The organism is Blautia sp. LMAG:89 (assembly GCF_008679485.1).
GTDB classification, from domain to species: domain Bacteria; phylum Bacillota; class Clostridia; order Lachnospirales; family Lachnospiraceae; genus Blautia_A; species Blautia_A fusiformis.
The window spans coordinates 143,389-169,518 of record NZ_NANC01000003.1 but is presented as its reverse complement, the minus strand read 5'-3'; the positions used below and the strand labels follow the sequence as shown (position 1 = coordinate 169,518).

The following is a 26,130-nucleotide window of genomic DNA, read 5'->3' as shown; positions in this document are numbered from 1 at the left end:
GTATGAATATTTTTCGTGACAAGCAAATAAAACACTTTTCTCTTTTTATTGCTATATACAGTATTTTACTTGTGGGAGTTTCTACATGGTTTTCTATAAATCAATTAAATACAGCAAAGTCTATGTATCTGGAACATGATAGAGCTATTGTATCTGCCTTGTTGGAACAGGCGGTTTCAAAAGAAGTAATTGCCAATGCTATTTCTTCCACAGATATAAGTACCGCGGGAATGGAATTTTTAGATAATCTGGGAATTACCACAAATACGTTTGGTAGCTTGTTGCCACATTTTTCCCAGTTTCAATATCACTTTTTGCGTATAGCATTAGGAGGGGGAATTTGTCTAGTGATAATTCTTGTCATTGGGGTTATTTCTTTCCTACAAATTAGAAATAATCTATATCGACAGTCTGGAAAAATTATAGATAACTATATTAACAATGACTATTCTTGTCATTTACCGCAAGACAGTGAGGGGGAACTTTTTCGTTTATTTGCTTCTGTTGAACAGCTTGCAACTATGCTTAAAGCCAAAAGTGAAACAGAACATAAAACAAAAGAATTTTTGAAAAGCACAATTTCAGATATTTCACATCAACTGAAAACTCCATTAGCAGCTTTGATGATGTATCAAGAAATTATAGAAGCGGAACCAGATAATATTGAAACAGTAAAAAAATTTTCGCAAAAAACCGGAACCGCCTTAAAACGAATAGAACAGCTTATTTTGTCTATGCTTAAAATCGCACGTTTAGATACTGGAAATATTCTTTTTGACAAGCGTACCTGTCTTATACAGGAATTAGTTAAAAACGCTATCAGTGAACTTACAATAAGAGCTGCACAAGAAAAAAAACAGATTATTGTAAATGGAACATCTAATCAAGTTATTATGTGTGATATGGATTGGACAAGTGAAGCGATTGGGAACCTTGTAAAGAACGCGTTAGACCATACAGAAATAGGTGGAATAATAAAGATTACTTGGGAAAGTACACCAACTATGATACGAATTTTAGTTTCTGATAATGGAAGTGGAATTGCCCCGGAAGATATACACCATATTTTCAAACGCTTTTATCGCAGTAAATATTCCCTCAACACTCCGGGAATTGGGTTAGGACTTCCTCTTGCAAAATCTATTATAGAGGGACAAGAGGGGCTTATTTCTGTTCAAAGTGTTTTACATGAAGGTACTACTTTTTCAGTTTCTTTCCTTACGAAATCGTAAGGTGAAATTCACCGGATTGTAAGCTGCTCCTGTTATCCTTTAAGAAAGGAGGTCTATGATTTATGGAAATTTTAAAAGTTGAAAAATTATGTAAAACTTACGGGAAAGGCGAAGCAAAAGTAAATGCTTTAAAAAATGTGTCTTTCTCTCTTGAAAAAGGGGAATTTGCCGCAGTTGTAGGTGAATCTGGTTCTGGAAAAAGTACTTTGCTTAACTGCATCGGTGCTTTAGATATGCCGACTTCAGGCTCTATTTTTATTGACGGGCAAAATCTGTTTTCTATGAAAGAAGAAAAACGGACAATTTACAGACGACGCAACATAGGATTTATTTTTCAGTCATTCCAACTTGTGTCTGAGCTGAATGTAGAACAAAATATTATTTTCCCTCTACTGTTAGATTATCAAAAGCCAGACCCTAAAAAAGTAAACGAAATCCTCGATTTACTTGGATTGGCAGAACGCCGCTATCATTTACCTAGCCAGTTATCCGGAGGACAGCAACAACGAGTAGCGATTGGGAGAGCTTTGATAACACAGCCAAAACTAATTTTAGCTGACGAACCAACGGGAAACCTCGACAGTAAAAATAGTCAAGACGTTATTGATATGCTTATCAGTGCGTCAAGACATTTTAAACAAACAATTTTGATGATAACGCACAATAATAATTTAACATCTTCGGTTGACAGGGTGTTTCGTGTGAGCGACGGTATTCTTACAGACTTAGGAGGGACAGCAAATGAAGCATTATCTTAAACTTGTCCCTATATTGACCAAAATCCACCGCAAGCAAAGTAGAATGACCCGTATTTGTATTACTCTTGCGGTTATTTTGGTTGCTGTCATGTTTGGTCTTGCCGATATGTATTTACAGGGTGTTACGCAACACGAAATAGAGAAAAGCGGAAACTGGCATTATGCGTTTCATACTATTGATTCGCAGACAGCTTCCTTTATTTCAGCTCGTCCAGAGGTAAAAATTTCCGGGTGGCATAATACAGTTTCTTCTGAAGCAGGATATTCTATTAAAGAACAGCCTATTACTATCAGCGCACAAGATAAAAGGGTTTTTGAAGATATATTTCTGAACGGGATTGCAGAGGGAGAATATCCAGACGCACCAAACGAGATTGCAATATCTTCTTCACTTAAAGATACTGCTTCTGTTTTGTTGAATGATACAGTTGAATTGTATAATCCGAACGGAAGTGTGGCAGATTATCAGATAGTTGGCTTTTTAGATGATACAAAAACTTCACGCTTGATTGCTGAGAATTTGCCGATTGTAGTAATGACACCAGAGGGTTTAGGAACGCTGGCTGTTTCTAGCGCTAATGAAAGTTATGTTGCCCAGTTTTCACATTTATGCAATATACCGGACGCAATCAATGATATAAAAGCAGCCAATCATCTGACTGATGAACAGATAACCGGAAATACTCCTCTTTTGAGCATACAAGGGCAAATAGAGGGGAAAACAGGTGTAAACCAGATTTATCAAGTAGCCTTTATTCTTTCACTTATTGTCATGCTGACTTGCATTTTGATGATTTCAAGCAGTCTAAACAGCAATGTCGCAGAGAGAACAGAATTTTTTGGTATGCTCCGGTGTCTGGGGGCAACCAAAAGACAAATAATGCGATTTGTACGCTTAGAGGGGCTGTATTGGTGTAAAACGGCTATTCCCATTGGAATTATATTCTCCATTGTGATTGTCTGGATTTTGTCTGCCGCCATGCGGGTAATAAGTCCAGAATGGTTTTCTTCAATGCCGATTTGGGGTATTAGTTGGATAAGTATAGTCGCAAGTATTTTGTTAGGATTGCTGACCGTTTTACTGGCTGCCTGTTCTCCGGCAAAAAGAGCCGCAAAAGTTTCTCCGCTTACCGCTGTATCAGGGAATGCTGGACAAATAGCTACGTTTCACAAAGCAGCTAACACAAAGACATTTAAAATTGAAACCGCATTGGGTATTCATCACGCAAAAGCAAAGAAAAGAAATTACATTTTAATGACAGGGGCATTTGCTATCTGTATTACATTGTTTCTCACGTTCAGTACACTTGTTGATTTTATGCAAAATGCTTTTGTGCCCCCGGTTTATACGCCGGAATTATCCATAGCAAGTGAAACTAATACTTGTTCGATTGAGAGCGAAATGTTAGCACAGATTAAGAAAAATAATGATGTCAAGCGGGCATACGGACGTATGTTTGCTTATGATGTTCCATCAGAAAATAATGGAAAAAGCTACAATGCAAATCTTATTTCCTATGAGGAAAATCAATTTCAATGGGCGGCGGATTCTTTGGTAGCAGGTTCCATAGAAACAGTTATGCAGCAAGAAAATCAAGTGCTATTCGTACAGACGGGAAATGTTAATGTACAAGTTGGCGACAAGATAACTTTATCTATCAATAATACGAAAAAAACTGTTACGGTTGCAGGAATTTTGTCTGATAGCCCCTTAGCCCGTGTAAAGGGTACGGAAACCTTTTTCTGTTCGGAAGCAACCTTTAGCGCACTGACCGGAGAAACTGGCTATACTATTATCGACATTCAATTTGAGAACAACGCTTCCAGTGAAGATGTAAACGCAATTAAAAACATATTTACTAATGGTGGCGTAATATTTTCAGACAGCCTTTCTCAAGTGCAGCAGCAAAGAAATCTGTATTATACTTTTGCAGTTCTTGTTTACGGCTTCCTATCTATTATCGTTGCTATTACCATTTTCCATATTATGAATACAATCAATCTGGGAGTTGCCGCAAAAATGAAAGAATACGGAAGTATGCGAGCGATTGGAATGAGCAATCGCCAACTTATAAAAATGATAATCGCAGAAGCAGGAACCTACGCAATAAGCGGAGTGATTTGGGGTTGTATCATTGGACTTCCTATGCACTGGGTTATCTATGTAAGTCTTATAACAAATATTTGGGGAACAGCATGGAGTGTTCCGTTTATTCCCCTTATACTCATAATCGCTATTGTACTGTTGACTTCTCTTTTGGCAGTTAAAGGACCTGCAAAACGGTTACAGCGAATGTCTATCGTCGAAAATATTAGTGCACAATAATCTTTTGAGAGGGGGAATTTCAAAAGTGCCCCCTCTTTTTCTATCTTACAAATCCGTAAGCTAAAATTCATCTTAAAGTAAGTTGATATTGATAAAATAAATCAAAACATAATATTTGTTTGTTATCTGCCGGACGACGGCAAAAGAAAAAAAAGCCGTCGTAACGCAGACAGATTTTCACGTGCTTTTGAAGCGGTGGCTTTGATTTTTAGAGCCGCCGCTTCTTTTTGTCTATTACTGAACCAACAATGACGCAGAATATAAATAGCGGCATTTAGGAGGATTGCCGCTATGGGGATTTCTTTGCTGCTATATAACGTACATAGGCTACATTCATTAAAAAAAGTATAGCTCCTCCACTGTGGAAGTCCAACTTTGAATATGAACTGACAAGTCATATTTATTCTACTGTTATTTCTCATGCACTCATTTTTATTTTAAAATGGGTGTATTTTTTTATTCAAAAATGCAACTGTGCCCCCTGTCCTGTCGGGACTAAGAGCGAAAAGGGGGAAAGAAGCAGAAATTCCTATCAACTCGCTCCCTTTCAAGGCTGGAAAGGGGGTGAGCAATAATGAAGCCATCTGAATTTCAGACAACCATAGAGAACCAGTTTGATTATATCTGTAAAGTCGCTATGGAGGATGAACGCAAAGACTATCTCAAAGCGTTGTCCAGACAGTGTAAACGGGAAACCCTGTTCTGTGATATGGACGATTACACCGTCAATCTGTTTTCTTCCGAAGACACCTATCCATCCCACTTCCATACTTTTGAAATGGATGGATTTACTGTCCGCATTGAAAACAGCCTGTTAGCCGAAGCATTAGAAAGTCTGGACGGAAAGAAACGTGACGTTATCCTGCGATATTATTTTCTTGGATTTGACGATACGGAAATCTCAAAAATTCTGGAAGTCAACCGTTCTACCATCCAGAGAAGAAGACACGCCGGACTGGAATTTATCAAAAAATTTATGGAGGACGAAGCATGACAGCAAAGCACCCTATGATTCCGTTTCCTGTGATTGTAAGAGCTACGGACGGCGATATTGAAGCAGTCAACCAGATTGTACGCCATTACAGCGGTTTTATTGCCAGCCGTTCCATGCGTCCCATGAAAGACGAATATGGAAATACCCACATGGTTGTAGATGAAACCCTACGCCGCCGGATGGAAACACGTCTGATTGCAAAGATTTTATCTTTTGAAATCAGGGAACCAAACTAGAAATAACGCTCGCCTGTGGAAGCGTGGACAAACCCATGCTTCCCAGACAGAGCTTGCCAGTCTATTAAAGTGCATTATCACCAGTGCATTTTAACAGGCTGATAAAGCCGGATTGTTCCTTGAAAAAGAAAGCGTCTAATCAACGCAGCATAAAGCAGCCGAATACGTTTCGATAGAAAGAGAGCCGTTGGGCTGGCACGCCGTAACCCACCAAAGGAGGGATGATACCGGATAGCGATTCCTGCCAGCGTTCCATAAGTAGCTTACCGCAGAGCTGCCGCCATGACCTTTCTATTGTGATAATGATACTTCCGTACAGCCTTAGTCCGTGTGATGATGTAGCACCGCTGGCAAAGGGTACGGCTGGATGAGAACCATGCAGGGGTGAGATTCCCATGAGCTTTAGCGAAAGCTGTTCGGCTTGCTTAGATACCATTTTGAATTAGAATTTTTCATTCAAAATCAAATAACTATTTGCAGGAAATACAATCTTAATATTACTTTTGCCACAAAATCTGATATAATATAGACAGATATTGAGGGTTCCATATCTGGTCTATGGAAAGGAGGAACATGATTACAGTAACAAAAAAAGACTTAATAGAACTGGGTTATGGAACTTCATTCGCAGCAGACATCATAAGAGAAGCAAAAAAACTTATGATTTCAAAAGGGCATACCTACTATCAGTCACGCAAACTGGACAGGGTTCCCAGAGAAGCTGTGGAAGAATTGCTAGGGATTACTTTTACTGATAAATCGAACTGATTGTACTTCTTGCACATTTATGTAAGGAGTGAAATCATGGCAAAAGACCCTATTAAGAAAGCAGAAAACGGAACTTATTATTTTAGAGCAAACTTAGGTTTTCATCCGATTACCGGAAAACAGATTCAGAAATACAAAAGTGGATTCAAGACAAAAAAAGAAGCCAGAGAAGCATATTCAAAACTTATGCTGACATCCACAGAGGAATTAACAGAAAAGAAACAGCAGCTATCTTTTCAACAGTTTATTGAGGAAACTTATCTTCCTTGGTATAAAACACAAGTAAAGGAAAGCACCTATCTGAACCGCCGTTCTACCATTCAGAAGCATTTTTCATACTTTTACAAAATGACGGTGGATGAGATAGAACCCATTAACGTCCAGAACTGGCAGCTTGAACTCGCAAAAGAATTTAGTCCAAACTATATCCGTATTGTACAGGGTATGCTCTCTATTGCCTTTGACAGAGCAGTTGTTCTCGGTCTTGCAAAGAAAAATCCATCACGAATGATAGGAAACATCAAGAGCAAGAAAACAAAAGTGGATTTCTGGACACTGGATGAATTTCAAAAGGTAATTTCCCTGCTCTACAAGGGAGATTATTACGAACATTACCTTTTCATTTCATACTGGCTCCTGTTTATGACCGGAATGAGAATCGGAGAAGCCGCAGCCCTGCAATGGTCGGACATCAACTTTGAAACCGGACTTTTAAGTATAACAAAAACGCTGTACTATAAAACAATGGACGAATACAAATTTGTGGAGCCAAAGACACAAGCTAGTATTCGCACTATCTATATTGACACAGATACCATCAAAGAATTGAAAGCATGGCAGGAAGTACAGCAAAAGGTTTTAAAGGGCTGCGACCTTGTACTAAGCTACAATGGGATTCCCACCAGTAAGCACACCCTCCCACGGGCATTAGAAAAACTTGCTGGATTGGCAGGCGTACACCGTATCAAGATTCATGCACTCAGACATTCCCATGCTTCCCTGCTCATCAGTATGGGTGAAAATCCTTTATTGATTAAAGAACGTCTGGGGCATGAAAAGATACAGACTACGTTAGGAACCTATGGACATTTATATCCCAACACCAACGTGGAAGTTGCCAAAAAATTAACTGGTGTTCTCACTTATACTCCGGCAACAACCAGTGTTGCCGATTACACCAGCAATCAGCATACAGCAATCTATCACAGAGCCATTGAATAAAAAAATGCAATCAAAATGCAATTCTAAAAGGAAAGAGCCTCAAAACCCTTGAAAATAAAGGCTTTGAAGCTCTGCTCCAACTATTCAAACTCAATCGTTCCAGGCGGCTTACTTGTAAGATCATAGAATACGCGGTTTACGCCCTTAACTTCATTAATAATACGGTTCATCACCTTATTAAGTACTGCATAAGGAATCTCAGCAGACTCCGCAGTCATGAAGTCAATGGTCTTAACGGCGCGGAGCGCCACTGCATAATCGTATGTTCTGAAGTCTCCCATTACACCTACGCTTCGCATATTTGTAAGGGCTGCAAAGTACTGGTTCGGCATCCAGGACGGATCTTCTCCGTGTTCTTTTTTGTAGTCGGCGGCTGCATTGTCGACTTCTTCACGGTAGATGTAGTCTGCATCCTGTACGATGCGTACTTTTTCCTCGGTGACTTCACCGATGATACGGATTCCAAGTCCCGGGCCCGGGAATGGCTGACGGAATACCAGTCTTTCCGGAATTCCAAGCTCAAGGCCAGCTTTACGGACCTCATCTTTGAACAGGTCACGAAGCGGCTCAATGATTTCTTTGAAATCAACGAAATCCGGAAGTCCTCCTACGTTGTGATGGGATTTGATCACTGCGGATTCTCCGCCGAGACCGCTCTCTACAACGTCCGGATAAATGGTTCCCTGTGCAAGGAAATCTACAGCACCGATCTTCTTGGCTTCCTCCTCGAAGATACGGATAAATTCCTCACCGATGATCTTACGCTTCGCTTCAGGCTCTGTAACACCAGCAAGCTTATCGTAATATCTCTGCTGTGCATTCACGCGGATAAAGTTCAGGTCAAACTGACCATTCGGTCCGAATACACCCTCAACCTCATCACCTTCATCCTTACGAAGAAGACCATGATCTACAAATACGCAGGTAAGCTGCTTGCCGATCGCTCTGGAAAGAAGTCCTGCTGCTACGGAGGAATCTACACCACCTGACAGGGCAAGGAGAACTTTTCCATCACCGACTTTCTCGCGGATCTCTTTGATCGTGTGTTCAACAAAGGCATCCATCTTCCAGTCTCCGGCACATTCGCAGACACCAAGCACGAAGTTGGACAGCATTGTCTTTCCTTCTACTGTGTGCAGTACTTCCGGATGGAACTGGATCGCATACAGTTTCTTCTCTTCATTCTGTGCAGTTGCTACCGGACAGTCTGCAGTATGTGCAGCGATCTCAAATCCCGGTGCAGTCTGGGAAATATAGTCTGTATGGCTCATCCAGCAGATTGTTTTGTCGGATACATTTTTGAAGATCCTGGAATCTTTCTTATCGATGAGAAGCTCTGTCTTACCGTATTCGCTGACATCTGCCTTCTCAACTTTTCCGCCAAGGACATGCATCATGAGCTGTGCTCCATAGCAAAGTCCAAGTACCGGAATACCAAGCTCAAATAATTCTTTCTGGTAAGTCGGTGAATCTGCCTCATAGCAGCTGTTTGGTCCGCCGGTAAGGATGATTCCCTTAGGATTCATCGCTTTAATCTTCTCAAGATCTGTCTTGTAAGAATAAATTTCGCAATATACATTGCATTCTCTGACACGTCTTGCAACCAGCTGATTGTACTGACCGCCAAAATCAATGACAATAACTAATTCTCTTTTCAAGGCTTTCCTCCTGTTTTTTATAACATCTTTAGAATCTGTTACTCATTATAAATGAGTACATGCACTTTTACAATGCTAATTTTATCTCCCGCCGGACTTTTTATTTTCCGGAAAAATTTTTCACTGCTTTTTCTGCCTGCTCATCCCAGTAAGCGCAGTCATTTCTTCCAATTATCTCCGATGTAAACGGAGTACCATCATTCTTCTTATAATGTCTGGTCGCCCGGAAAACATATTTCGCACCGACATAAACGATCGGTACGTTGAAAAATACGATCAGAATATTTCCAAGATCAGAAAATGCCCAGAGATTTCCAAGCTCCAATCCTGCGATATTACAGAGAATACCAAATGCGGCAACAAAAAGACCAATACAGCGTACAAAATTAATACATATCTTATCCTTGCGGATACGGTTTGCTGCGATTTCCGAAAAGCTGATCATTCCAAGCAGACAGGTAAATGCAAACAGGCAGAAACATAAGGTTACAAGAAATGTAACGATCCCGTTCATTGCAGTTCCCGGAGTCAGCACAGCAATGGACTCCGTATATTTGGGAAGTTTGTCAAGAGCCTGCCAGCTTTCCGCATCTGCTCCCGTCCAGCAATGTGCCATAACTACCACAAATCCGGTAAGTGTACAGATCACGATGGTATCAAGAAAAACTCCCAGAGAAGCGATCACGCCCTGCTCGCATGGATGCTTTGCGTCAGCTGCTGCCGCTGACATGGTAATCGTTCCCTGACCAGCTTCATTGGACATCAAACCTCGTTTTACGCCCTGTGCAAGAACTGTTCCAAAAACACCTCCAAAAAATGCATCCGGCTTAAAGGCTCCTGCAAACACACTTCCGAAGAAATACGGAATACGGGTAAAATTCAATATGATAAGAAGTAACACTACTACCATATAGAGCACTGCCATCACCGGCACCATCATATCTGTCCATCTGGATACTTTTTTGATTCCGCCAAATGCGATAGCTGCTGTGAGGATTACGATCAGCGTACCTACTATATAATAGAAGGCTGATCCGCTTGGGATGGTTTTTCCGGTTACGATCTCTGCCATGCGTCCTACTGATGAAACAACGTTAAAGCCCTGTGCCGGCAGACAGCAAAGCGCATACAGAATATACAATACCGAAAGAAAAACACCGATCCATACCTTATTTCCAAGAAGCTTTCTCCCATAAAAAGGAAGACCTCCTACGAACTCATCGTCCTTCTTCTCCTTGAAAATCTGAGCAAGGACACCCTCCATGTATGCAACTGCCATCCCGAAAAACGCAGATATCCACATCCAGAACAGGGCCCCCGGTCCACCCACTGCAATAGCACCTGTTACGCCCAGGATATTTCCCGGTCCTACACGCATAGCTGAACTCAGGAAAAACGATGCAAGCGGCGAAATTCCTGTTTCCACAACACGTTTCTCCGTCATGGTCCTGATTCCTTTTTTAAAGTAAGTCACTTGCATAAAACCGATCCTAAAACTGAAAAAAATCCCGGACCCAAGAAGTAGTATGATCGCAAATGATATATTCCCCAGAATCGGAATACTGCTGTACCAGTCAAAATTCGTGGGGAACTCCCACAGAAAATCAGACAGTGGACCGATAAAGCTGAACACTCCATTGATTGCCTCAAATACTCTCTCCATAGCCATCTCCTCCCTTTTTATCTGAATACCTCAGAATTGAACCATTTTCCGGATATTACATTTTCCGCTGAATATAAAATATAGATATATTCATTTATACCCCTCAGAAAAATTTCCGCACCTGTTCATATAACATGTGTACCACATCCATCCTCGTTCATTTCCCCTCCGGATTTTTATGCTATGGTTTATTATACCGTATCGGCTTAAAAAAGTCTTATTTATTTTCACTATTTTTGTACAAATTTCAGAATTTTCTATTCTTACAAGCCCCACCGACTGCTATTGCTTTTCGCACCCCCCGCAGGGGACTTACTTGATTCGAGTCAAGCGGATATTCGCAATCCGCTTCGCTACGCGGCTTTACACCGAATAACTGCTTCACAGTTTATCAGACTTTATAAGATATTTAGACTTTCCTCACAAATTTTTAAAACGCTTCTCACAGTTCCATCACATTTTGACGGTATATTATTAATCAAATAAAGCACAAAGCTTTTTCATCTTATAGATCATTACTTATTTTTCTTTTCATACTCTGCCGGGTCCCTTCCAAGACCCGGCCCTCCTTTTTATCTTCTTACAAACTCCCATAGTATACCATCCTTTCTTTATTCAAAAGGATCTATACCTATAATCATGGTGTCTATATTAGACATTCTGATTCTATCTGATGATCGACATTTTCATCTCGGTCCATTTACTCCGCATCACTTCACGCCCAGATATCCTTATCCCCCCTGAAACCCGAATAAACACAACAAAAAAACACCGTCCCCGCAGCTCTATATCTGCAAAAACAGTGCCTTTAGTGCGTCTTCAGGGGTTCGAACCCTGGACACCCTGATTAAGAGTCAGGTGCTCTACCAACTGAGCTAAAGACGCTTATTTAATTGTTTGTCTTTCGTTTTTTGTTTCGTTCGTTCCTCAAGACATGTTGTATTATACGTTATGATTTGAAGAAAGTCAACACCTTTTTTTAATTTTTTTTATTTTTTTCTTTTTTATTTTTTATATCTTCATTTGATGCAATTTTATCCAGCATTTTTTCCATTTCCGACAACGAATTTCTGATATGGGCAGCCTGGCTGTTAATGCTGCGGCTTACCGTATGGAGATTCTGCTGCAAGGATCTGAATTTTCTTTTTTTCAAAGCTTATGGCCTCCTGCTTTGCGCAAATACCTTTCCAACATCACGGATATTTTATTATATGAAAATATCCTGATCTGTTTCCTGATATTTGCGCAAAGTATTTAAAGCGGACTCTTAGAAATCCACTTTTTTCCACCAGCGCCATACCAGCACCACCGCCAGCACTGCCGTAAGGAAATCCGAGATTGCCTGAGAAGCCAGAACGCCATGATACCCTGCCACCTTAAGAGCGATCATCAGTACAACCGCAAAGACCACTCCCTGTCTGCTCACTGATAACAGAAAAGCTCCCATAGCCTGTCCTGCAGACTGAAACGTACAGGTGCTGATCAGCACGATTCCCATACACAACATTCCCGCCAGCTGCAGCCGAAGCATCAGCGCGCCATTTTCCACAACGGAAGGATCGCTCATAAAGATCTTTACCATCTGCGGGGCAAAAAATCCAAGTACCGCCATCAGTACAAGCGCCATTCCTCCCTCAAGAAGATATGCAAACTTCAAAGTTGCTTTCAACCTTGTGCGGTTTCTCGCGCCGTAATTGTATCCGGTCAGCGGCTGTCCACCAAAGGCAAAACCAACCAGGACCAACGCAGCGATCATATTAATTTTCATAACGATTCCCATAGCTGCAACCTTATCGTCACCAAATCCCAGCAACGCTCGGTTTGTCAGCGCAATTCCGATGCTCTGCATCAGATTAGTAATAGAAGCCGGAATACCAATGGCAAAAACCGCTCCGATCTCCGACCTGGAAATGTGAAATCCCCTGGGATCCACAGAAAGATTTTTGCTCTTTTTAATAAGAAACCATACAAAGAAAATATCGGTACAAACATTTCCGATCACGGTCGCTGTAGCTGCGCCGGCCGCACCCCAGCCCAGTACAAAGATCATGATCGGATCCAGAATAATGTTTACAACTGCGCCAAGTACAGAACCAACCATCGAAGCCGTCGCAAATCCTTCTGTTCGTAACTGATTGGACGGTGTCAGCGCAACAATGATAAACGGCGCACCCAGTGCAATACAGGTATAATACTGTGACGCATACTCCCAGGTGGCCTCGCTTGCACCCAGAAGTCCCAATACCAGACTTCTGAAGATCATCAGTACAGCCGCAACTGCAACACCGCTGACGATCGCGCCATAAAAGCTGAATACGCTGATCCGCTTTGCGTCCTCGTATCTTTTTTCTCCAAAAAGCCTGGAAATAAAAGAACTGCCGCCAAGTCCAAAAATATCTCCCAGCGCGATCATCAGCGTAAAGATCGGCGATCCAAGGGCAACCCCCGCCACCAGATCCGTATTGCCGGTTCCTGCAATAAAATACGTATCCACCATATTATAAACAAGTGAGATAACCATACTGAACACAACCGGAAGTGCCAGCTTAAAATATGCCTTTGGTATAGGATACTTTTCAAAAATTTCTTCCTGCATCTTATTCCCTCTATTTCTGTCTGATCACCATTTTACAGATCGGATTTCCCATAGAAGAAAACTTCTCCTCATATTCCGTCATGACATTTCCCTTCACCAGCTCCTCATCATGATGAAGATCAAAGGTACACACCTCCAGATTCCAATCGGAATCCCTAACCTCTTCCAGGGAAAACTCAAACAGACCACGGTTATCTGTCTTAAACTCTACAGTTCCTTCTTTTTTCAAAATCTTCTCATATCTTGCCAGAAATTCCTTGGACGTAAGTCTTCTCTTTGCATGACGCGCCTTCGGCCACGGATCCGAAAAATTCAGATAGATCCCATCAACCTCATCCTTCTCAAAAATCTCCGGCAGCAATCTTGCATCCACCCTGATAAAAACAAGATTGGAAAACTCCTCTCCTGCCGCTTCCAGTTCCTCTCTCTTCTGCAGCGCCCGAAGAAGCACACTGTCATACATCTCAATTCCCACAAAATTTCTCTCCGGATGAAGTCTTGCCATATCCATCAGAAAACGCCCCTTCCCCATACCAACTTCCAGAAAAAGCGGTCTCTTCACTCCAAAAACCTCATTCCACTTTCCTTTAAACCTCTCCGGCTCATCAATTACCCACTCACAATCCAAAATAGCATCCTTAGCACCCGGAATATTTCGTAATCTCATAAATAACCTCCAATAATCTTTCCATAATAATGTCTCAATGATTCTTATCAAACAACATTCCAATACTCAACTATACATGTAACCCCCACCCCGCCGCAAGCAAAAAATAAAAAAAATCCTCAACCAAGCAACAACAAAAACGCCTCGCCGTCCACCCCAACACCACCGCATCCTCTCAAACCCAACCAACCAGGCGACAGCAACGCGCCTCGCCGTCCACTTCCAACACCATCCGCATCCACTCAAACCCTCTCAACCAGGCGACAGCAACGCGCCTCGCCGTCCGCATCCAACACCATCCGCATCCACATACATCGGCTCAACCTCACACATCCAACACCGCAGCATACATACACAAGTCAACAACCTCACACCGCCACAACCAAGAACTCCTAAAAAAAGCCCGAGGGGTGTGCAGAGGGGCCGTGGCTTTACGGCCCCTTTGCGGTTTTCATTTTTTCCCAAAACTCAATCATCGTCTAATAAACAAATTTCTTTTTTTCGTCTCTTTTTGAACATATTTATTCAATAATTGCAAAAAATTTAACAATTTTTTAGTTGTTTTTACCATAAAAAAGGTGTATCATATAAAAATCAATTATAAACTATAAACAAATAAGGAGGGCGCTATGGAACAAATCCTAAATAAGCTTTCGGAAATCGAAGCTACAGCCAATGCCATCATGCAGGACGCTGTGCGACAGAAACAGGCTCTCTCGGAAGAAGCAGAAAAACAGACGAAGGAATTCGACGCTTCACTTGAAAAAGAAACCAGCGACGAGATCCGGAAGATCCGTGAAGATCTGGCCCGTGAGAAAGACGCCCGGATCAATGAGCTTCGTGCAGAAACCGAAGACCAGCTTTCCAGGCTGGACGCCTATTACGAAGCCCATCACGAAAGTCTTTGCAGCGAGCTGTTTCAGAAAATAACAGGCATCACCGAAACCTGAAGGGAAAGGAAGTGATTCAATGGGCTCTGTCCTCTCATACAGCGGACTCTCCACCAAAATCCGCGCCATGCAGAGCAGGCTTGTGACAGATGAGCAGCTGGAAGAAATCGTTCAGCTTCCCAATGTCCCCCAGGTAACAGCCTACCTGAAACGGACTCCCGAATATCAGAATATCTGGTCCGGTCTCGATGAAAATGATCTTCACCGCGGACAGATAGAAAAACTCCTGAAGAAATCCATCTTCCTGAATTTTTCAAGGCTTTACCACTTTGCAAATCAGGAACAGCGAACGTTCCTGTCGCTTTACTCGAAGCGTTATGAGATCCGCGTCCTGAAAGAAATCATGACGAATCTCTTTGACCACCGGGACACCGATCCCGTAGATATTTCTCCCTACCGCGATTTTTTCAGACATCATTCCAAGCTGGACATTGACAGGCTTACCGCCTGCACCAATATGGATGAATTCATTGCGGCACTGAAGGGAAATGATTTTTTTATTCCGCTGTCTCAGGTCAACGAACGTGGAAATGCCACGCTTTTTGACTTCGGCATGGCACTTGACCTTTCGTATTTTTCACAGATCTGGAATGTGCGGAAGAAGCTTTTCAAAGGTAACGATCTGAAACAGATCACCAAGGCTTACGGTGAAAAATTCGATATGCTGAACCTGCAGTTCATCCAGCGCTCCAAACGCTGCTTTCAGATGGAACCGGCTGCTATTTACGCATTGCTGGTCCCCATGAACTACAAGCTCCGCAAAGAGGAGATCACCACCCTTGTGGAGGCCCCTACACCAGAAGAGTTCCGTCGTATCTTCAATGGAACTTATTATGGTAAGAAATACGAACAGCTGACCGTCGCCAGTCTGGAAGAATTTTATAACTATATTCTTCGCAGCATACTGGAACAGGAAGCACGCAAGGATCCCTATTCCGTAGCAGTCATCTATTCCTATTTATATCACAAAGAACATGAAGTCAACCGTCTGACCATTGCCCTTGAATGCGTGCGCTATGGCGTGGACCCAGAACAATCCCTGCGTTATATACGCAACGGTTAATAACCAGGAGGTAGCAACGTGATTGAAAAAATGAATTTTCTGAGCATCACCGGTCCCAAGGCAGATATCGACCGGGTTGTAAACACCTACCTGTGCAAGTACGAGATCCATCTGGAAAACGCTCTCTCAGAGCTGACCACAGTAGAAAGTCTGACGCCTTTCCTGGATGTCAACCCCTACAGAGATGCCTTAAATTCCATCAATACCATTTATGAGGAGCTGAAAACTCCTCCGTCCACTTCCAACAGAAGCCCGGGTATTGAAACAGCACTTTCCACAGTAAAGGAGATCCGCTCCCAGGCGGATCAGCTCCAGAAGGAACAGTCCGAACTGGAAGAAAAATGTTCCTCTCTGGAAGAATCACTGCGGATCATACGTCCCTTCCGAAATATTGATTATGATATTTCATCCATACTTCATCTGAAGTATATCCATTTTCATTTCGGACGTATCGAGAAACAGTATTATGAGAAATTCAAGAAATATATTTACGACAATCTGAACACGATCTTCCTTAAATGCGATGAAGATGACCAATACGTCTGGGGCGTTTACTTCGTACCGAAGCATGATGCGCACAAAATTGATGCCGCCTACTCTTCTATGCACTTTGAAAAGATCTTTGTGCCGGATAATTATACCGGAACTGCCCAGCAGGCATTTTCAAGCGTAAGCAAACAATACGAGGATGCCCTGAAGCATCTGGAAGCACAGAAACAGAAATACCAGAGATTTCTTGCGGATCAGGCAGAAACCATCGTTACCGCCAGAAACACACTTCTTCAGTTTTCCAGAAATTTCGATGTCCGGAAAGCGGCAGCCTGCACCGGAAAGCATGAAAATTTCTATATTCTCTGCGGATGGATGACAGAAGCCGACACCAGAGCTTTTCAAGCCGATATCTCATCCGACGAAAAAATCTTCTGCCTGGTAGACGGAGAAGATACCAATACGCCGGAGCACGACCAGAACCATCAGCCGCCGACCAAGCTGAAAAACCCGAAACTTTTCAAGCCCTTTGAAATGTATGTAAAAATGTACGGACTTCCCGCCTATGGCGAGATGGACCCTACCTGGTTTGTTGCCATCACCTACTCCTTTATTTTCGGAGCCATGTTCGGTGATGCAGGACAGGGACTCCTGCTCTTTATCGGAGGATTGCTCCTGTACAAGCTGAAGCATATCGATCTTGCCGGAATCATCAGCTGCGCCGGAGTCTTTTCCACATTTTTCGGTCTGATGTTCGGAAGTATCTTTGGATTTGAGGATGTCATACCTGCTCTGTGGCTGCGGCCTGTGGACAGTATGACGACCATACCTTTTATCGGAAAACTGAATACCGTATTTATCGTTGCCATCGGCTTCGGCATGGGAATCATCCTCCTGTGTATGGTTTTCAACATCATCAATTCCTTTAAGACGCATGATGTTGAAAAAACCTGGTTTGACACCAACGCTGTGGCAGGACTTGTATTTTATGGCTCCGCAGTTCTCTGCATCGGACTCTTTGTATCCGGGCATGCAGTTCCGGGTGGTGCAGTCCTTGCCATTATGTTTGGTTTACCGCTGCTTCTTATTTTCTTCAAGGAGCCTCTTACAAACCTGGTAGAAAAAAAGGCCGAGGTTATGCCAAAAGAAAAAGGCATGTTTATCGTACAGGGTATCTTTGAACTGTTCGAGGTTATCCTGAGCTACTTTTCCAATACACTCTCCTTCGTGCGTATCGGTGCTTTTGCAGTCAGCCACGCAGCTATGATGGAGGTTGTACTTATGCTTGCAGGCGCGGAGAACGGCAGTCCGAACTGGATCGTCATCATTCTCGGAAACCTGTTCGTATGCGCTATGGAGGGCCTGATCGTAGGTATCCAGGTACTCCGTCTGGAATATTACGAAATGTTCAGCCGTTTTTACAAGGGCAGCGGACGGAAATTCGAGCCGTTCTGCTCAAAAAACAAATAAAATGCCAGAGTCGGAACGCATTCTGATCCGGGCATTCAATTAAACGAATATTAAGGAGGTCATCATCATGACAGTCATTACACAGATCACAATCGCAGTTGCACTTGTACTCAGCATCATTCTTCCATTTGGTTATTATCTTCTCGGCGAAAAAAGCCGCGGCCGCTACAAAACAGCTCTTGGTGTCAACGCCTTTTTCTTCTTCGGGATCATGCTTGTTGCCATTGCAGTAACATTTGCAGGCGGAGCTTCCGTACAGGCTGCTACAGGCGCTGACGCAGGCCTTGCAACAGGTATGGGTTACATCGCAGCAGCACTTGTTACCGGACTTTCCTGTATCGGTGGTGGTATTGCCGTTGCCAGTGCGGCAAGCGCAGCACTTGGAGCGATCAGTGAGGATCAGAGCATCCTTGGTAAATCTCTTATCTTCGTAGGTCTTGCCGAAGGTGTTGCTCTTTATGGACTGATCATCTCCTTCATGATCCTGGGTAAACTTTGATATGAAAATGTATCTGATCAGTGACAATATTGATACTCTGACAGGAATGAGACTGGCCGGTGTAGAGGGTGTGATCGTTCATAAGCACGACGAGCTGAAGGAAGCTCTGGAGCGCACCATCGCAGACAAAGAGATTGGAATCATACTCCTGACCGAAAAATTCGGCCGGGAGTTTCCTGAGATCATTGATGATGTCAAGCTTCATCACAAAACACCTCTCATCATTGAAATTCCTGACAGACATGGTACCGGCCGCAGACCTGATTTCATTACATCTTATGTAAATGAGGCCATCGGATTAAAATTATAGGCAGGTGATATTATGACAATTGAAGAGAAGCTTACACACTTCTATGACACCTCCGTGGACGAAGCACGCCGTCAGGCGGAAAAAGATGTCCGGGAACACAAGGAAGCCCTGGATGCCGCACTGGAGGAACATAAAAAAATGTCTCTGGGAAATGCTGCCAGTTCCCGCAAAGCCGAGATCGCAAACGCAAAGCGTGAGATCAACAAGGCACTTTCCGCAGAGCAGCTTCACATCCGGCGAAACTGGACTGCCAGACAGAGCCGCTTAAAAGAAAAACTTTTTGCAGATGTCCGGGTACAGATCCTGAAATTCATGGAATCTCCCCGCTATGAAGAATATCTTTGTACAAAGATCGAGGAAGCTGTCTGCTTCGCGGAACACGATGAGATCCAGATCTATCTTTCAAAAGAAGATGAACCCCGTCTGAAGTCTCTCACTGTAAAGACCGGTTTCCCGCTGAAGGTTTCCGATGAATCCTTTATCGGCGGGATCAAGGCGATAATCCCTGAAAAAAATATCCTCATCGACAATTCCTTTGAGGAAGGCTATCAGGCAGCTTACAGAGAATTCAAATTTGACGGAGGTCCAGCACATGAGTAAAACAGGTATTATCTACGGTGTTAACGGTCCTGTTATCTACCTCAAGGGCGACACCGGCTTCAAGATCTCCGAGATGGTCTATGTAGGCCCCGAAAAACTGGTTGGAGAAGTCATCGGTCTTAAGAAACATATGACGACCATACAGGTTTTTGAGGAAACTACAGGGCTGAAACCCGGAGAAACTGTTATCGGAACAGGAGACGCTATTTCCGTTCTCCTTGGTCCGGGAATCATCCACAATATTTTTGATGGTATCCAGAGACCTCTGGCAGAGATTGCCCAGGCCTCTGGAAAATATATTTCCCGTGGTGTCAGCGTTGACTCTCTTGACACAGAAAAAAAATGGGAAACCCACATTACCGTAAAGGAAGGTGACGTCATCGGTGCAGGCACGGTTATTGCCGAGACACAGGAAACCGCCTCCATCCTTCACAAATCCATGGTTCCGCCCACGATCACACACGGAACCGTTATCCATGCAGCTCCTGACGGTGCCTATACCGTTCTGGAGCCCATTGTTACCATCCGCCTTGATGACGGAACTGAAAAAGAACTGGCACTTGCCCAGAAATGGCCGATCCGTGTTCCACGACCGACCTACAAGCGTTTCCCGGCCAGCGTTCCACTCCTTACCGGTCAGCGAATCCTGGATACCCTTTTCCCTATTGCCAAGGGAGGCACTGCCGCAGTTCCCGGTGGATTCGGAACAGGAAAAACCATGACACAGCACCAGATCGCCAAGTGGTCTGACGCAGATATCATCATCTATATCGGCTGCGGCGAGCGTGGAAACGAGATGACACAGGTTCTCGAGGACTTCAGCAAACTGATCGACCCGAAATCCGGAAACCTGATGATGGACCGTACCACACTGATCGCCAACACCTCCAACATGCCGGTTGCAGCCCGTGAGGCTTCCATCTACACAGGTGTTACACTTGCGGAATATTACCGTGATATGGGTTATGATGTAGCAATCATGGCAGACTCCACATCCCGATGGGCCGAGGCTCTCCGTGAGCTTTCCGGACGTCTGGAGGAGATGCCTGCAGAGGAAGGCTTCCCTGCATATCTGGCAAGTAAGCTTTCCGCCTTCTATGAGCGCGCGGGAATGATGCAGAACCTGAACGGAACAGAGGGTTCCGTATCCATTATCGGTGCAGTTTCCCCTCAGGGTGGTGATTTCTCCGAGCCTGTTACACAGAATACGAAACGATTTGTCCGCTGCTTCTGGGGACTGGACAAGGCCCTTGCCTATGCCCGCCATTTCCCTGCTATCCAGTGGCTGACCAGTTATAGCGAATATCTGGAGGACCTGACTCCCTGGTACAGAGAGCATGTTTCCCCGAAATTCGTCTACGACAGAAACCAGATCATGGCAATCCTCAATCAGGAAAGTTCTCTTATGGAAATCGTCAAACTGATCGGAAGCGACGTTCTTCCGGATGACCAGAAACTGACGCTGGAGATCGCCAGAGTCATCCGTCTGGGTTTCCTGCAGCAGAACGCTTTCCACCAGGAAGACACCAGTGTTCCTATGGAAAAACAGTTCCTGATGATGGAAACCATCCTCTATCTCTACGAGAAATGCCGTGCTCTTGTAAACCGTGGCATGCCGGTTTCCGTACTGAAAGAGGATAAGATCTTTGAACGTATCATCGCCATCAAATACGAAGTTCCAAACAAAGAGCTGGAGCGTTTTGATGAATATCATAAAGATATCGACCGCTTCTACGACAATGTACTGGAAAGAAACGGTTAAAGGAGGGATCAGTTTATGGCAATCGAATATCTTGGCCTGAGTGAAATAAACGGCCCTCTTGTTGTCCTTGAGGGTGTAAAAAACGCATCTTACGAGGAGATCGTGGAATTCCACATGGAGGACGGCACCCAGAAGATCGGCCGTATCGTGGAAATCTATGAGGACAAGGCCGTTATCCAGGTTTTTGAGGGAACTGACAATATGTCCCTCGGCAATACACACACACGTCTTACCGGACATCCTATGGAGATCGGGCTTTCTCCTGAGATCCTGGGACGTACCTTTAACGGTATCGGCCAGCCCATTGACGGGCTTGGCGAGATCACACCGGAGGTCAGCCTGAACATTAACGGGCTTCCGCTGAATCCGGTAACCCGTGAATATCCACGAAACTATATCAACACCGGTATCTCCGCTATTGACGGACTGACCACACTGATCCGCGGCCAGAAGCTTCCGATCTTTTCCGGTAACGGTCTTCCACATGATAAGCTGGCTGCACAGATCGTTCAGCAGGCTTCCCTGGGAGCAGACTCCGATGAAAAATTCGCCATTGTTTTTGCAGCAATGGGTGTGAAATACGACGTAGCGGAATTCTTCCGCAGGACCTTCGAAGAAAGCGGTGCGTCCGACCACGTTGTGATGTTTTTGAACCTTGCAAACGATCCGGTTGTAGAGCGTCTTCTGACACCGAAGATCGCCCTCACTGCCGCTGAGTATCTTGCTTTTGAAAAAGGCATGCATATCCTGGTAATCCTGACTGATATCACCTCCTTCTGTGAGGCCATGCGAGAGGTTTCCTCCTCCAAGGGTGAGATCCCTTCCCGAAAGGGTTATCCCGGATATCTGTACAGTGAGCTTGCAACCCTTTACGAGCGTGCGGGAATCGTCCGTGGCGGCACCGGTTCTGTAACCCAGATCCCAATCCTGACCATGCCAAACGACGACATCACACACCCGATCCCCGACCTTACCGGATATATCACAGAAGGCCAGATCGTACTGGACCGCCAGCTTCACGGTCAGGCGATCTATCCGCCGATCAATGTTCTGCCATCCCTGTCCCGTCTGATGAAGGACGGTATCGGTGAAGGCTTCACACGTGCTGATCATCAGGATGTTGCCAACCAGCTCTTCTCCTGCTACGCAAAGGTAGGCGATGCAAGAGCTCTGGCATCCGTTATCGGTGAGGATGAGCTTTCTCCGCTGGATAAGCAGTACCTTGTATTCGGAAAAGCCTTCGAGGCAGAATTTGTAGGACAGTCAGAAACAGAGAATCGAAGCATCATCGAAACTCTGGATAAGGGCTGGGAGCTTCTTGGCCTTCTTCCAAGAGAAGAGCTCGACCGTATCGATACCAAAGTTCTGGATCAGTATTACAGAGAAACCGTCCGTTAGTGAGGTGATTTTATGGATCCGAATACCTTTCCCACCAAGGGAAATCTCATACTTGCAAAAAACTCTCTGGCTCTTTCCAAACAGGGCTATGAGCTTATGGACAAAAAGCGTAATATCCTGATCCGTGAAATGATGGAGCTGATCGATCAGGCAAAGGATATCCAGTCCCAGATCGATGAGACCTTCCGTACCGCTTATGCGGCTCTTCAGAAGGCAAATATGGAAATTGGAATCGCTTTCGTAGACCAGATCTCTCATACCGTTCCTGTGGAAGATTCCATCCGGATCAAAACCAGGAGTGTCATGGGAACCGAGATCCCTCTTGTGGAATATGACAAAAAAGCAGGCAACACGCCGACCTACGCCTACTACAGCACCAAGCTGTCCCTGGACGAGGCCAAGGCAGCCTTCGAGCGTGTAAAGGAGCTGTCCATCCAGCTCTCCATGATCGAAAACGCCGCCATCCGTCTTGCCACCAACATCAAAAAAACCCAGAAGCGTGCCAATGCGCTGAAAAACATCACCATCCCCAGATACGAAACTCTCACCAGAGATATCACCAATGCTCTGGAAGAAAAAGAGCGTGAAGAGTTTACTCGTCTGAAGGTGATCAAACGTATGAAACAAAATAGTTAAAAAAATCCTCCGCAGATCTTTCCGGTTCTGCGGAGGATTTTTTGGTTATCCACATTTATCCACACCTGAAAATGACTTTTCAACACCTTGCAGTGATCGTTTTAACTGGGCACTGTTCTTTTTTATCCTCATTTCCATACATCCGATAGTCCCTCTTTTAAATAGATTAGTTTTTCAAGAATTCATTTATTATTATCTGATTATTTGTTTTTATTCTTTTATATTATGTCTTTTTTGCAATAAATTTTATGATATTTAGAATTTAAAAATGTCAATAGTTTTAAAAACTTTTTTCCCATTTTTTACAATTTTATCATTTTACACAAAACATATGTTTAAATTTATTTATGTAAATCAGGTCATCCACATGGTTATCCTTGTGGATAATGTGGATAAATTTGTGCATAACTTGATTATTGGCGGATTTGCGGATTTTTGTCATGTGGAAAACTTTTTGGAAAGTTTTTCACTTATCCACCATGGTTCGACAAGTTTTGTGCATATTGCCATAATGGTATTTTGGGGCTGCTGATTCCTTCATCTGCATGTTTCCAGCCGTTCTCAAAATACGTCCGGAAAGTATCAAAAAAAGCTCCGGTCCTTTCTCACAATGAGAATTGGATCGAAGCTTTTTCTTTTGATCAGGCAGATATTTATCTTACAGCAGTCCCTTCTCACGGATCAGCTTTAAAGCGCCTTCATCGGCCACTACCGTCACATCCGGGTGAAGCTGCAGGATAGATGCCGGCACGTTGGGCGTGATCGGTCCGTAGAGAGATTTGTAAAGGGCATCTGCCTTTGCCTCTCCGGTAGCGACCAGAAGGATTTTCTTTGCAGTCATGATGTTTTTGATACCCATGGTATATGCCTGCTTCGGCACATCATCCATAGTCTCAAAGAATCTTGCATTTGCCTTGATGGTGCTCTCCGTAAGGTCTACGCAGTGAGTCTCCTTCTCAAATGCTGCACCCGGCTCGTTGAAGCCGATGTGGCCATTTCCGCCGATTCCAAGCAGCTGCATATCGATACCACCCACGCTGCGGATGATCTCATTGTAATCCGCACAGGCTTTCTCACTGTCCTCTTCCAGTCCGTTTGGCACATAGGTTCTTGCCTTATCGATATTTACATGGTCAAACAGATTTGTGTTCATAAAATAACGATAACTCTGATCGTTGTCTCCGGAAAGTCCTTTGTATTCATCAAGATTTACGGATGTGATCTGCGAAAAGTCCAGATCTCCTTTTTTGTACCACTCGATCAGCTGCTTGTACATTCCCACCGGTGTGGAGCCTGTAGCAAGTCCGAGAACAGCGTTTGGCTTCATGATGATCTGTGCAGACATGATGTTTGCCGCTTTTCTACTTACGTCATAGTAATCTTTTCCTGTATAAATGATCATAATCTTTTCCCTTCTCCTTATGGTAAAAAAGAACAACCGGATAACTGAGATTCACATAACTCCTGCTTTTCCTGTCGTTCTTTTTTATTATTGATTCGTTTTTTTACTCAGCCATCTCTACTTCGAGAACATAGTCTACCGGGTCCGGAAGTACCGGGTCAGGTCCCAGATCAACGAATGCGATATCCGGGTAATCGCTGTGCATCCATGCGTTGGAGATTGGCACCTCATGTCCGTCATCCAGTGCACGCACCTTCACGATCTTATCCTTATCAAATCCCAGAAGCGGAAGTGGTCCCAGTGTATTCTCATAAATATGCACATAGTATTTGTTTCCGTTTCTGGTGATACGTCCGTAATCCGGCTTCGGAATGTTTTCAGCCGGTACACAGCCGTAGATACTGTCATGATTCTTATCCATCCAGCGACCGATCTCAGCCAGGATCGCAGAAGATTCCTTCGGGAATTTACCTTTGGCATCCGGTCCTACGTTCAGGATCATATTTCCACCCTTGGAAACACACTCTACCAGCTTCTTGATCAGCATGGAAGCCGGTTTGTAATAATGATCGTTTGCACAGTATCCCCAGTTGTTGTTCATGGTGAAGCATGCTTCCCAGACCATCGGGTTGCCTTCCTTATCGCAGATTCCTTCCGGCGGGATGATCTGCTCAGGGCTTACGAAATCGCCATGGTACGGTGTCGGATCACACTCATACAGGGATCCTCTTCCCTCTCCGCTGGCTTCCAGGCGGTTATCGATGATAACCTGCGGCTGTAAGCTGCGCACCATGTTGATCAGCTTGGTTGCGCCCCATTTTTCCCCTCTCATATCGTCGTAGGAGAAATCAAACCAGATGATATCGATCTGTCCGTAGTTTGTACAGATCTCTTCTACCTGATTATACAGATATTCTGTATAACGTGAGAAATCACGGTTCTCATTTCCGCACTCTTTGTGGTTTCTCATCGGATGGATACGGTCTCCGTAATGCGGATAATCCGGATGATGCCAGTCAAGCAGTGTGAAATAGATTCCAACCTTAAGGCCTTCCTCACGAAGCGCCTCTACATACTCCTTGATCAGGTCTCTTCCTGCCGGTGTGTTTGTTACCTTGTAATCTGTATATTTACTGTCAAATAAGCAGAAGCCGTCGTGATGCTTCGCTGTCAGGACTACATATTTCATACCTGCAGCCTTGGCCTCTTTTGCCCACTGCTTCGGATTGTAGTCCCTTGCATCAAATTCTTTCATAAACGGAAGATATTCTTCCTCAGGTATTTCCTCTACGCTTCGTACCCACTCGCCTCTTGCAGGGATAGAATATAATCCCCAGTGGATAAACATTCCAAAACGGGCATCCTGGTACCACTCCATACGTTTTTCATATTCTTTTCTGTCAAACTGATACATGATTTTTTCCTCCTGTTT

23 protein-coding genes and 1 tRNA gene are annotated in these 26,130 nt (G+C 43.9%); 16 read left to right on the top strand and 8 right to left on the bottom strand.

Features of this window, described 5'->3' with window-relative positions; translation table 11 throughout:
• Positions 1–2 precede the first annotated feature (2 nt).
• From CCC70_RS01010 to CCC70_RS00980, 7 genes are all read left to right on the top strand, one after another.
• Positions 3–1,232 carry a sensor histidine kinase gene (locus tag CCC70_RS01010; protein ID WP_118209957.1) on the top strand — a complete coding sequence of 410 codons (1,230 nt, stop codon included), beginning with the start codon at positions 3–5 and terminating at the stop codon, positions 1,230–1,232.
• Positions 1,233–1,294: 62 nt separating this feature from the next.
• Complete coding sequence (locus CCC70_RS01005) at positions 1,295–1,990, top strand: ABC transporter ATP-binding protein (RefSeq protein WP_118209956.1); 696 nt, start codon at positions 1,295–1,297, stop codon at positions 1,988–1,990.
• Positions 1,974–4,316, top strand: coding sequence for an ABC transporter permease (locus CCC70_RS01000; protein ID WP_118209955.1), 2,343 nt, complete (start codon positions 1,974–1,976; stop codon positions 4,314–4,316). The genes CCC70_RS01005 and CCC70_RS01000 overlap by 17 nt, the downstream gene beginning before the upstream one ends.
• Positions 4,317–4,887: 571 nt before the next feature.
• Positions 4,888–5,310: an RNA polymerase sigma factor gene (locus tag CCC70_RS00995; protein WP_009009557.1), complete on the top strand. Its 423-nt coding sequence runs from the start codon at positions 4,888–4,890 to the stop codon at positions 5,308–5,310.
• The gene (locus CCC70_RS00990; protein ID WP_009009556.1) at positions 5,307–5,546 is read left to right on the top strand and encodes a helix-turn-helix domain-containing protein; all 240 of its coding nucleotides are present in this window, start codon (positions 5,307–5,309) and stop codon (positions 5,544–5,546) included. Before CCC70_RS00995 ends, CCC70_RS00990 begins: the two co-directional genes overlap by 4 nt.
• Before the next feature lie 573 nt (positions 5,547–6,119).
• On the top strand, positions 6,120–6,314 hold the full coding sequence (locus tag CCC70_RS00985; RefSeq protein WP_011861908.1) for a DUF3173 domain-containing protein: 195 nt from the start codon (positions 6,120–6,122) through the stop codon (positions 6,312–6,314).
• 36 nt (positions 6,315–6,350) lie between these two features.
• Entirely contained in the window at positions 6,351–7,535 is a 1,185-nt protein-coding gene (locus CCC70_RS00980) for a site-specific integrase (RefSeq protein WP_118024894.1), read from the top strand.
• Positions 7,536–7,615: 80 nt separating this feature from the next.
• Here the strand turns inward: CCC70_RS00980 and guaA are convergent, their stop codons facing one another.
• The 6 genes from guaA to trmB all read right to left on the bottom strand — a co-directional run bounded on the left by guaA (position 7,616) and on the right by trmB (position 14,119).
• Positions 7,616–9,193, bottom strand: a complete 1,578-nt coding sequence (guaA, locus tag CCC70_RS00975) for a glutamine-hydrolyzing GMP synthase (protein ID WP_021652384.1) — start codon at positions 9,191–9,193, stop codon at positions 7,616–7,618.
• 100 nt (positions 9,194–9,293) lie between these two features.
• Positions 9,294–10,856, bottom strand: a complete 1,563-nt coding sequence (locus CCC70_RS00970) for an alanine/glycine:cation symporter family protein (RefSeq protein WP_118368526.1) — start codon at positions 10,854–10,856, stop codon at positions 9,294–9,296.
• Between the two features lie 812 nt (positions 10,857–11,668).
• Positions 11,669–11,741: transfer RNA gene (locus tag CCC70_RS00965), tRNA-Lys, on the bottom strand.
• Positions 11,742–11,835: 94 nt separating this feature from the next.
• Positions 11,836–12,009, bottom strand: a complete 174-nt coding sequence (locus CCC70_RS00960) for a hypothetical protein (protein WP_158293305.1) — start codon at positions 12,007–12,009, stop codon at positions 11,836–11,838.
• Between the two features lie 114 nt (positions 12,010–12,123).
• A complete protein-coding gene (locus tag CCC70_RS00955) occupies positions 12,124–13,452 on the bottom strand; it encodes an MATE family efflux transporter (RefSeq protein ID WP_138276701.1) in 1,329 nt (442 codons plus the stop codon).
• Positions 13,453–13,462: 10 nt separating this feature from the next.
• Positions 13,463–14,119 (bottom strand): tRNA (guanosine(46)-N7)-methyltransferase TrmB, encoded by a 657-nt coding sequence (gene trmB, locus CCC70_RS00950; RefSeq protein WP_110103698.1) that lies wholly within the window; start codon positions 14,117–14,119, stop codon positions 13,463–13,465.
• Between the two features lie 629 nt (positions 14,120–14,748).
• On the opposite strand from trmB, the gene CCC70_RS00945 reads away from it, so the two are divergent.
• From CCC70_RS00945 to CCC70_RS00905, 9 genes are all read left to right on the top strand, one after another.
• Positions 14,749–15,069, top strand: coding sequence for a hypothetical protein (locus CCC70_RS00945; protein WP_173723319.1), 321 nt, complete (start codon positions 14,749–14,751; stop codon positions 15,067–15,069).
• Between the two features lie 19 nt (positions 15,070–15,088).
• Entirely contained in the window at positions 15,089–16,132 is a 1,044-nt protein-coding gene (locus CCC70_RS00940; RefSeq protein WP_021653135.1) for a V0D/AC39 family V-type ATPase subunit, read from the top strand.
• A gap of 18 nt (positions 16,133–16,150) precedes the next feature.
• A complete protein-coding gene (locus CCC70_RS00935) occupies positions 16,151–18,091 on the top strand; it encodes a V-type ATP synthase subunit I (protein WP_044962505.1) in 1,941 nt (646 codons plus the stop codon).
• A gap of 67 nt (positions 18,092–18,158) precedes the next feature.
• A complete protein-coding gene (locus CCC70_RS00930) occupies positions 18,159–18,590 on the top strand; it encodes an ATP synthase subunit C (RefSeq protein ID WP_015525392.1) in 432 nt (143 codons plus the stop codon).
• Position 18,591: 1 nt separating this feature from the next.
• Positions 18,592–18,900: a V-type ATP synthase subunit F gene (locus CCC70_RS00925; protein WP_118368530.1), complete on the top strand. Its 309-nt coding sequence runs from the start codon at positions 18,592–18,594 to the stop codon at positions 18,898–18,900.
• A gap of 12 nt (positions 18,901–18,912) precedes the next feature.
• Positions 18,913–19,500 carry a V-type ATP synthase subunit E gene (locus CCC70_RS00920; protein WP_118368531.1) on the top strand — a complete coding sequence of 196 codons (588 nt, stop codon included), beginning with the start codon at positions 18,913–18,915 and terminating at the stop codon, positions 19,498–19,500.
• Positions 19,493–21,262 carry a V-type ATP synthase subunit A gene (locus tag CCC70_RS00915; RefSeq protein WP_118752346.1) on the top strand — a complete coding sequence of 590 codons (1,770 nt, stop codon included), beginning with the start codon at positions 19,493–19,495 and terminating at the stop codon, positions 21,260–21,262. The genes CCC70_RS00920 and CCC70_RS00915 overlap by 8 nt, the downstream gene beginning before the upstream one ends.
• A gap of 15 nt (positions 21,263–21,277) precedes the next feature.
• Entirely contained in the window at positions 21,278–22,660 is a 1,383-nt protein-coding gene (locus tag CCC70_RS00910; protein ID WP_015525388.1) for a V-type ATP synthase subunit B, read from the top strand.
• A 12-nt stretch (positions 22,661–22,672) separates the two neighbouring features.
• Positions 22,673–23,296, top strand: a complete 624-nt coding sequence (locus CCC70_RS00905) for a V-type ATP synthase subunit D (protein WP_059086266.1) — start codon at positions 22,673–22,675, stop codon at positions 23,294–23,296.
• A gap of 658 nt (positions 23,297–23,954) precedes the next feature.
• Here the strand turns inward: CCC70_RS00905 and nagB are convergent.
• Positions 23,955–24,698 (bottom strand): glucosamine-6-phosphate deaminase, encoded by a 744-nt coding sequence (gene nagB, locus CCC70_RS00900; RefSeq protein ID WP_015525385.1) that lies wholly within the window; start codon positions 24,696–24,698, stop codon positions 23,955–23,957.
• 103 nt (positions 24,699–24,801) lie between these two features.
• Positions 24,802–26,112: an alpha-L-fucosidase gene (locus CCC70_RS00895; protein ID WP_021653144.1), complete on the bottom strand. Its 1,311-nt coding sequence runs from the start codon at positions 26,110–26,112 to the stop codon at positions 24,802–24,804.
• Between the last annotated feature and the right edge of the window lie 18 nt (positions 26,113–26,130).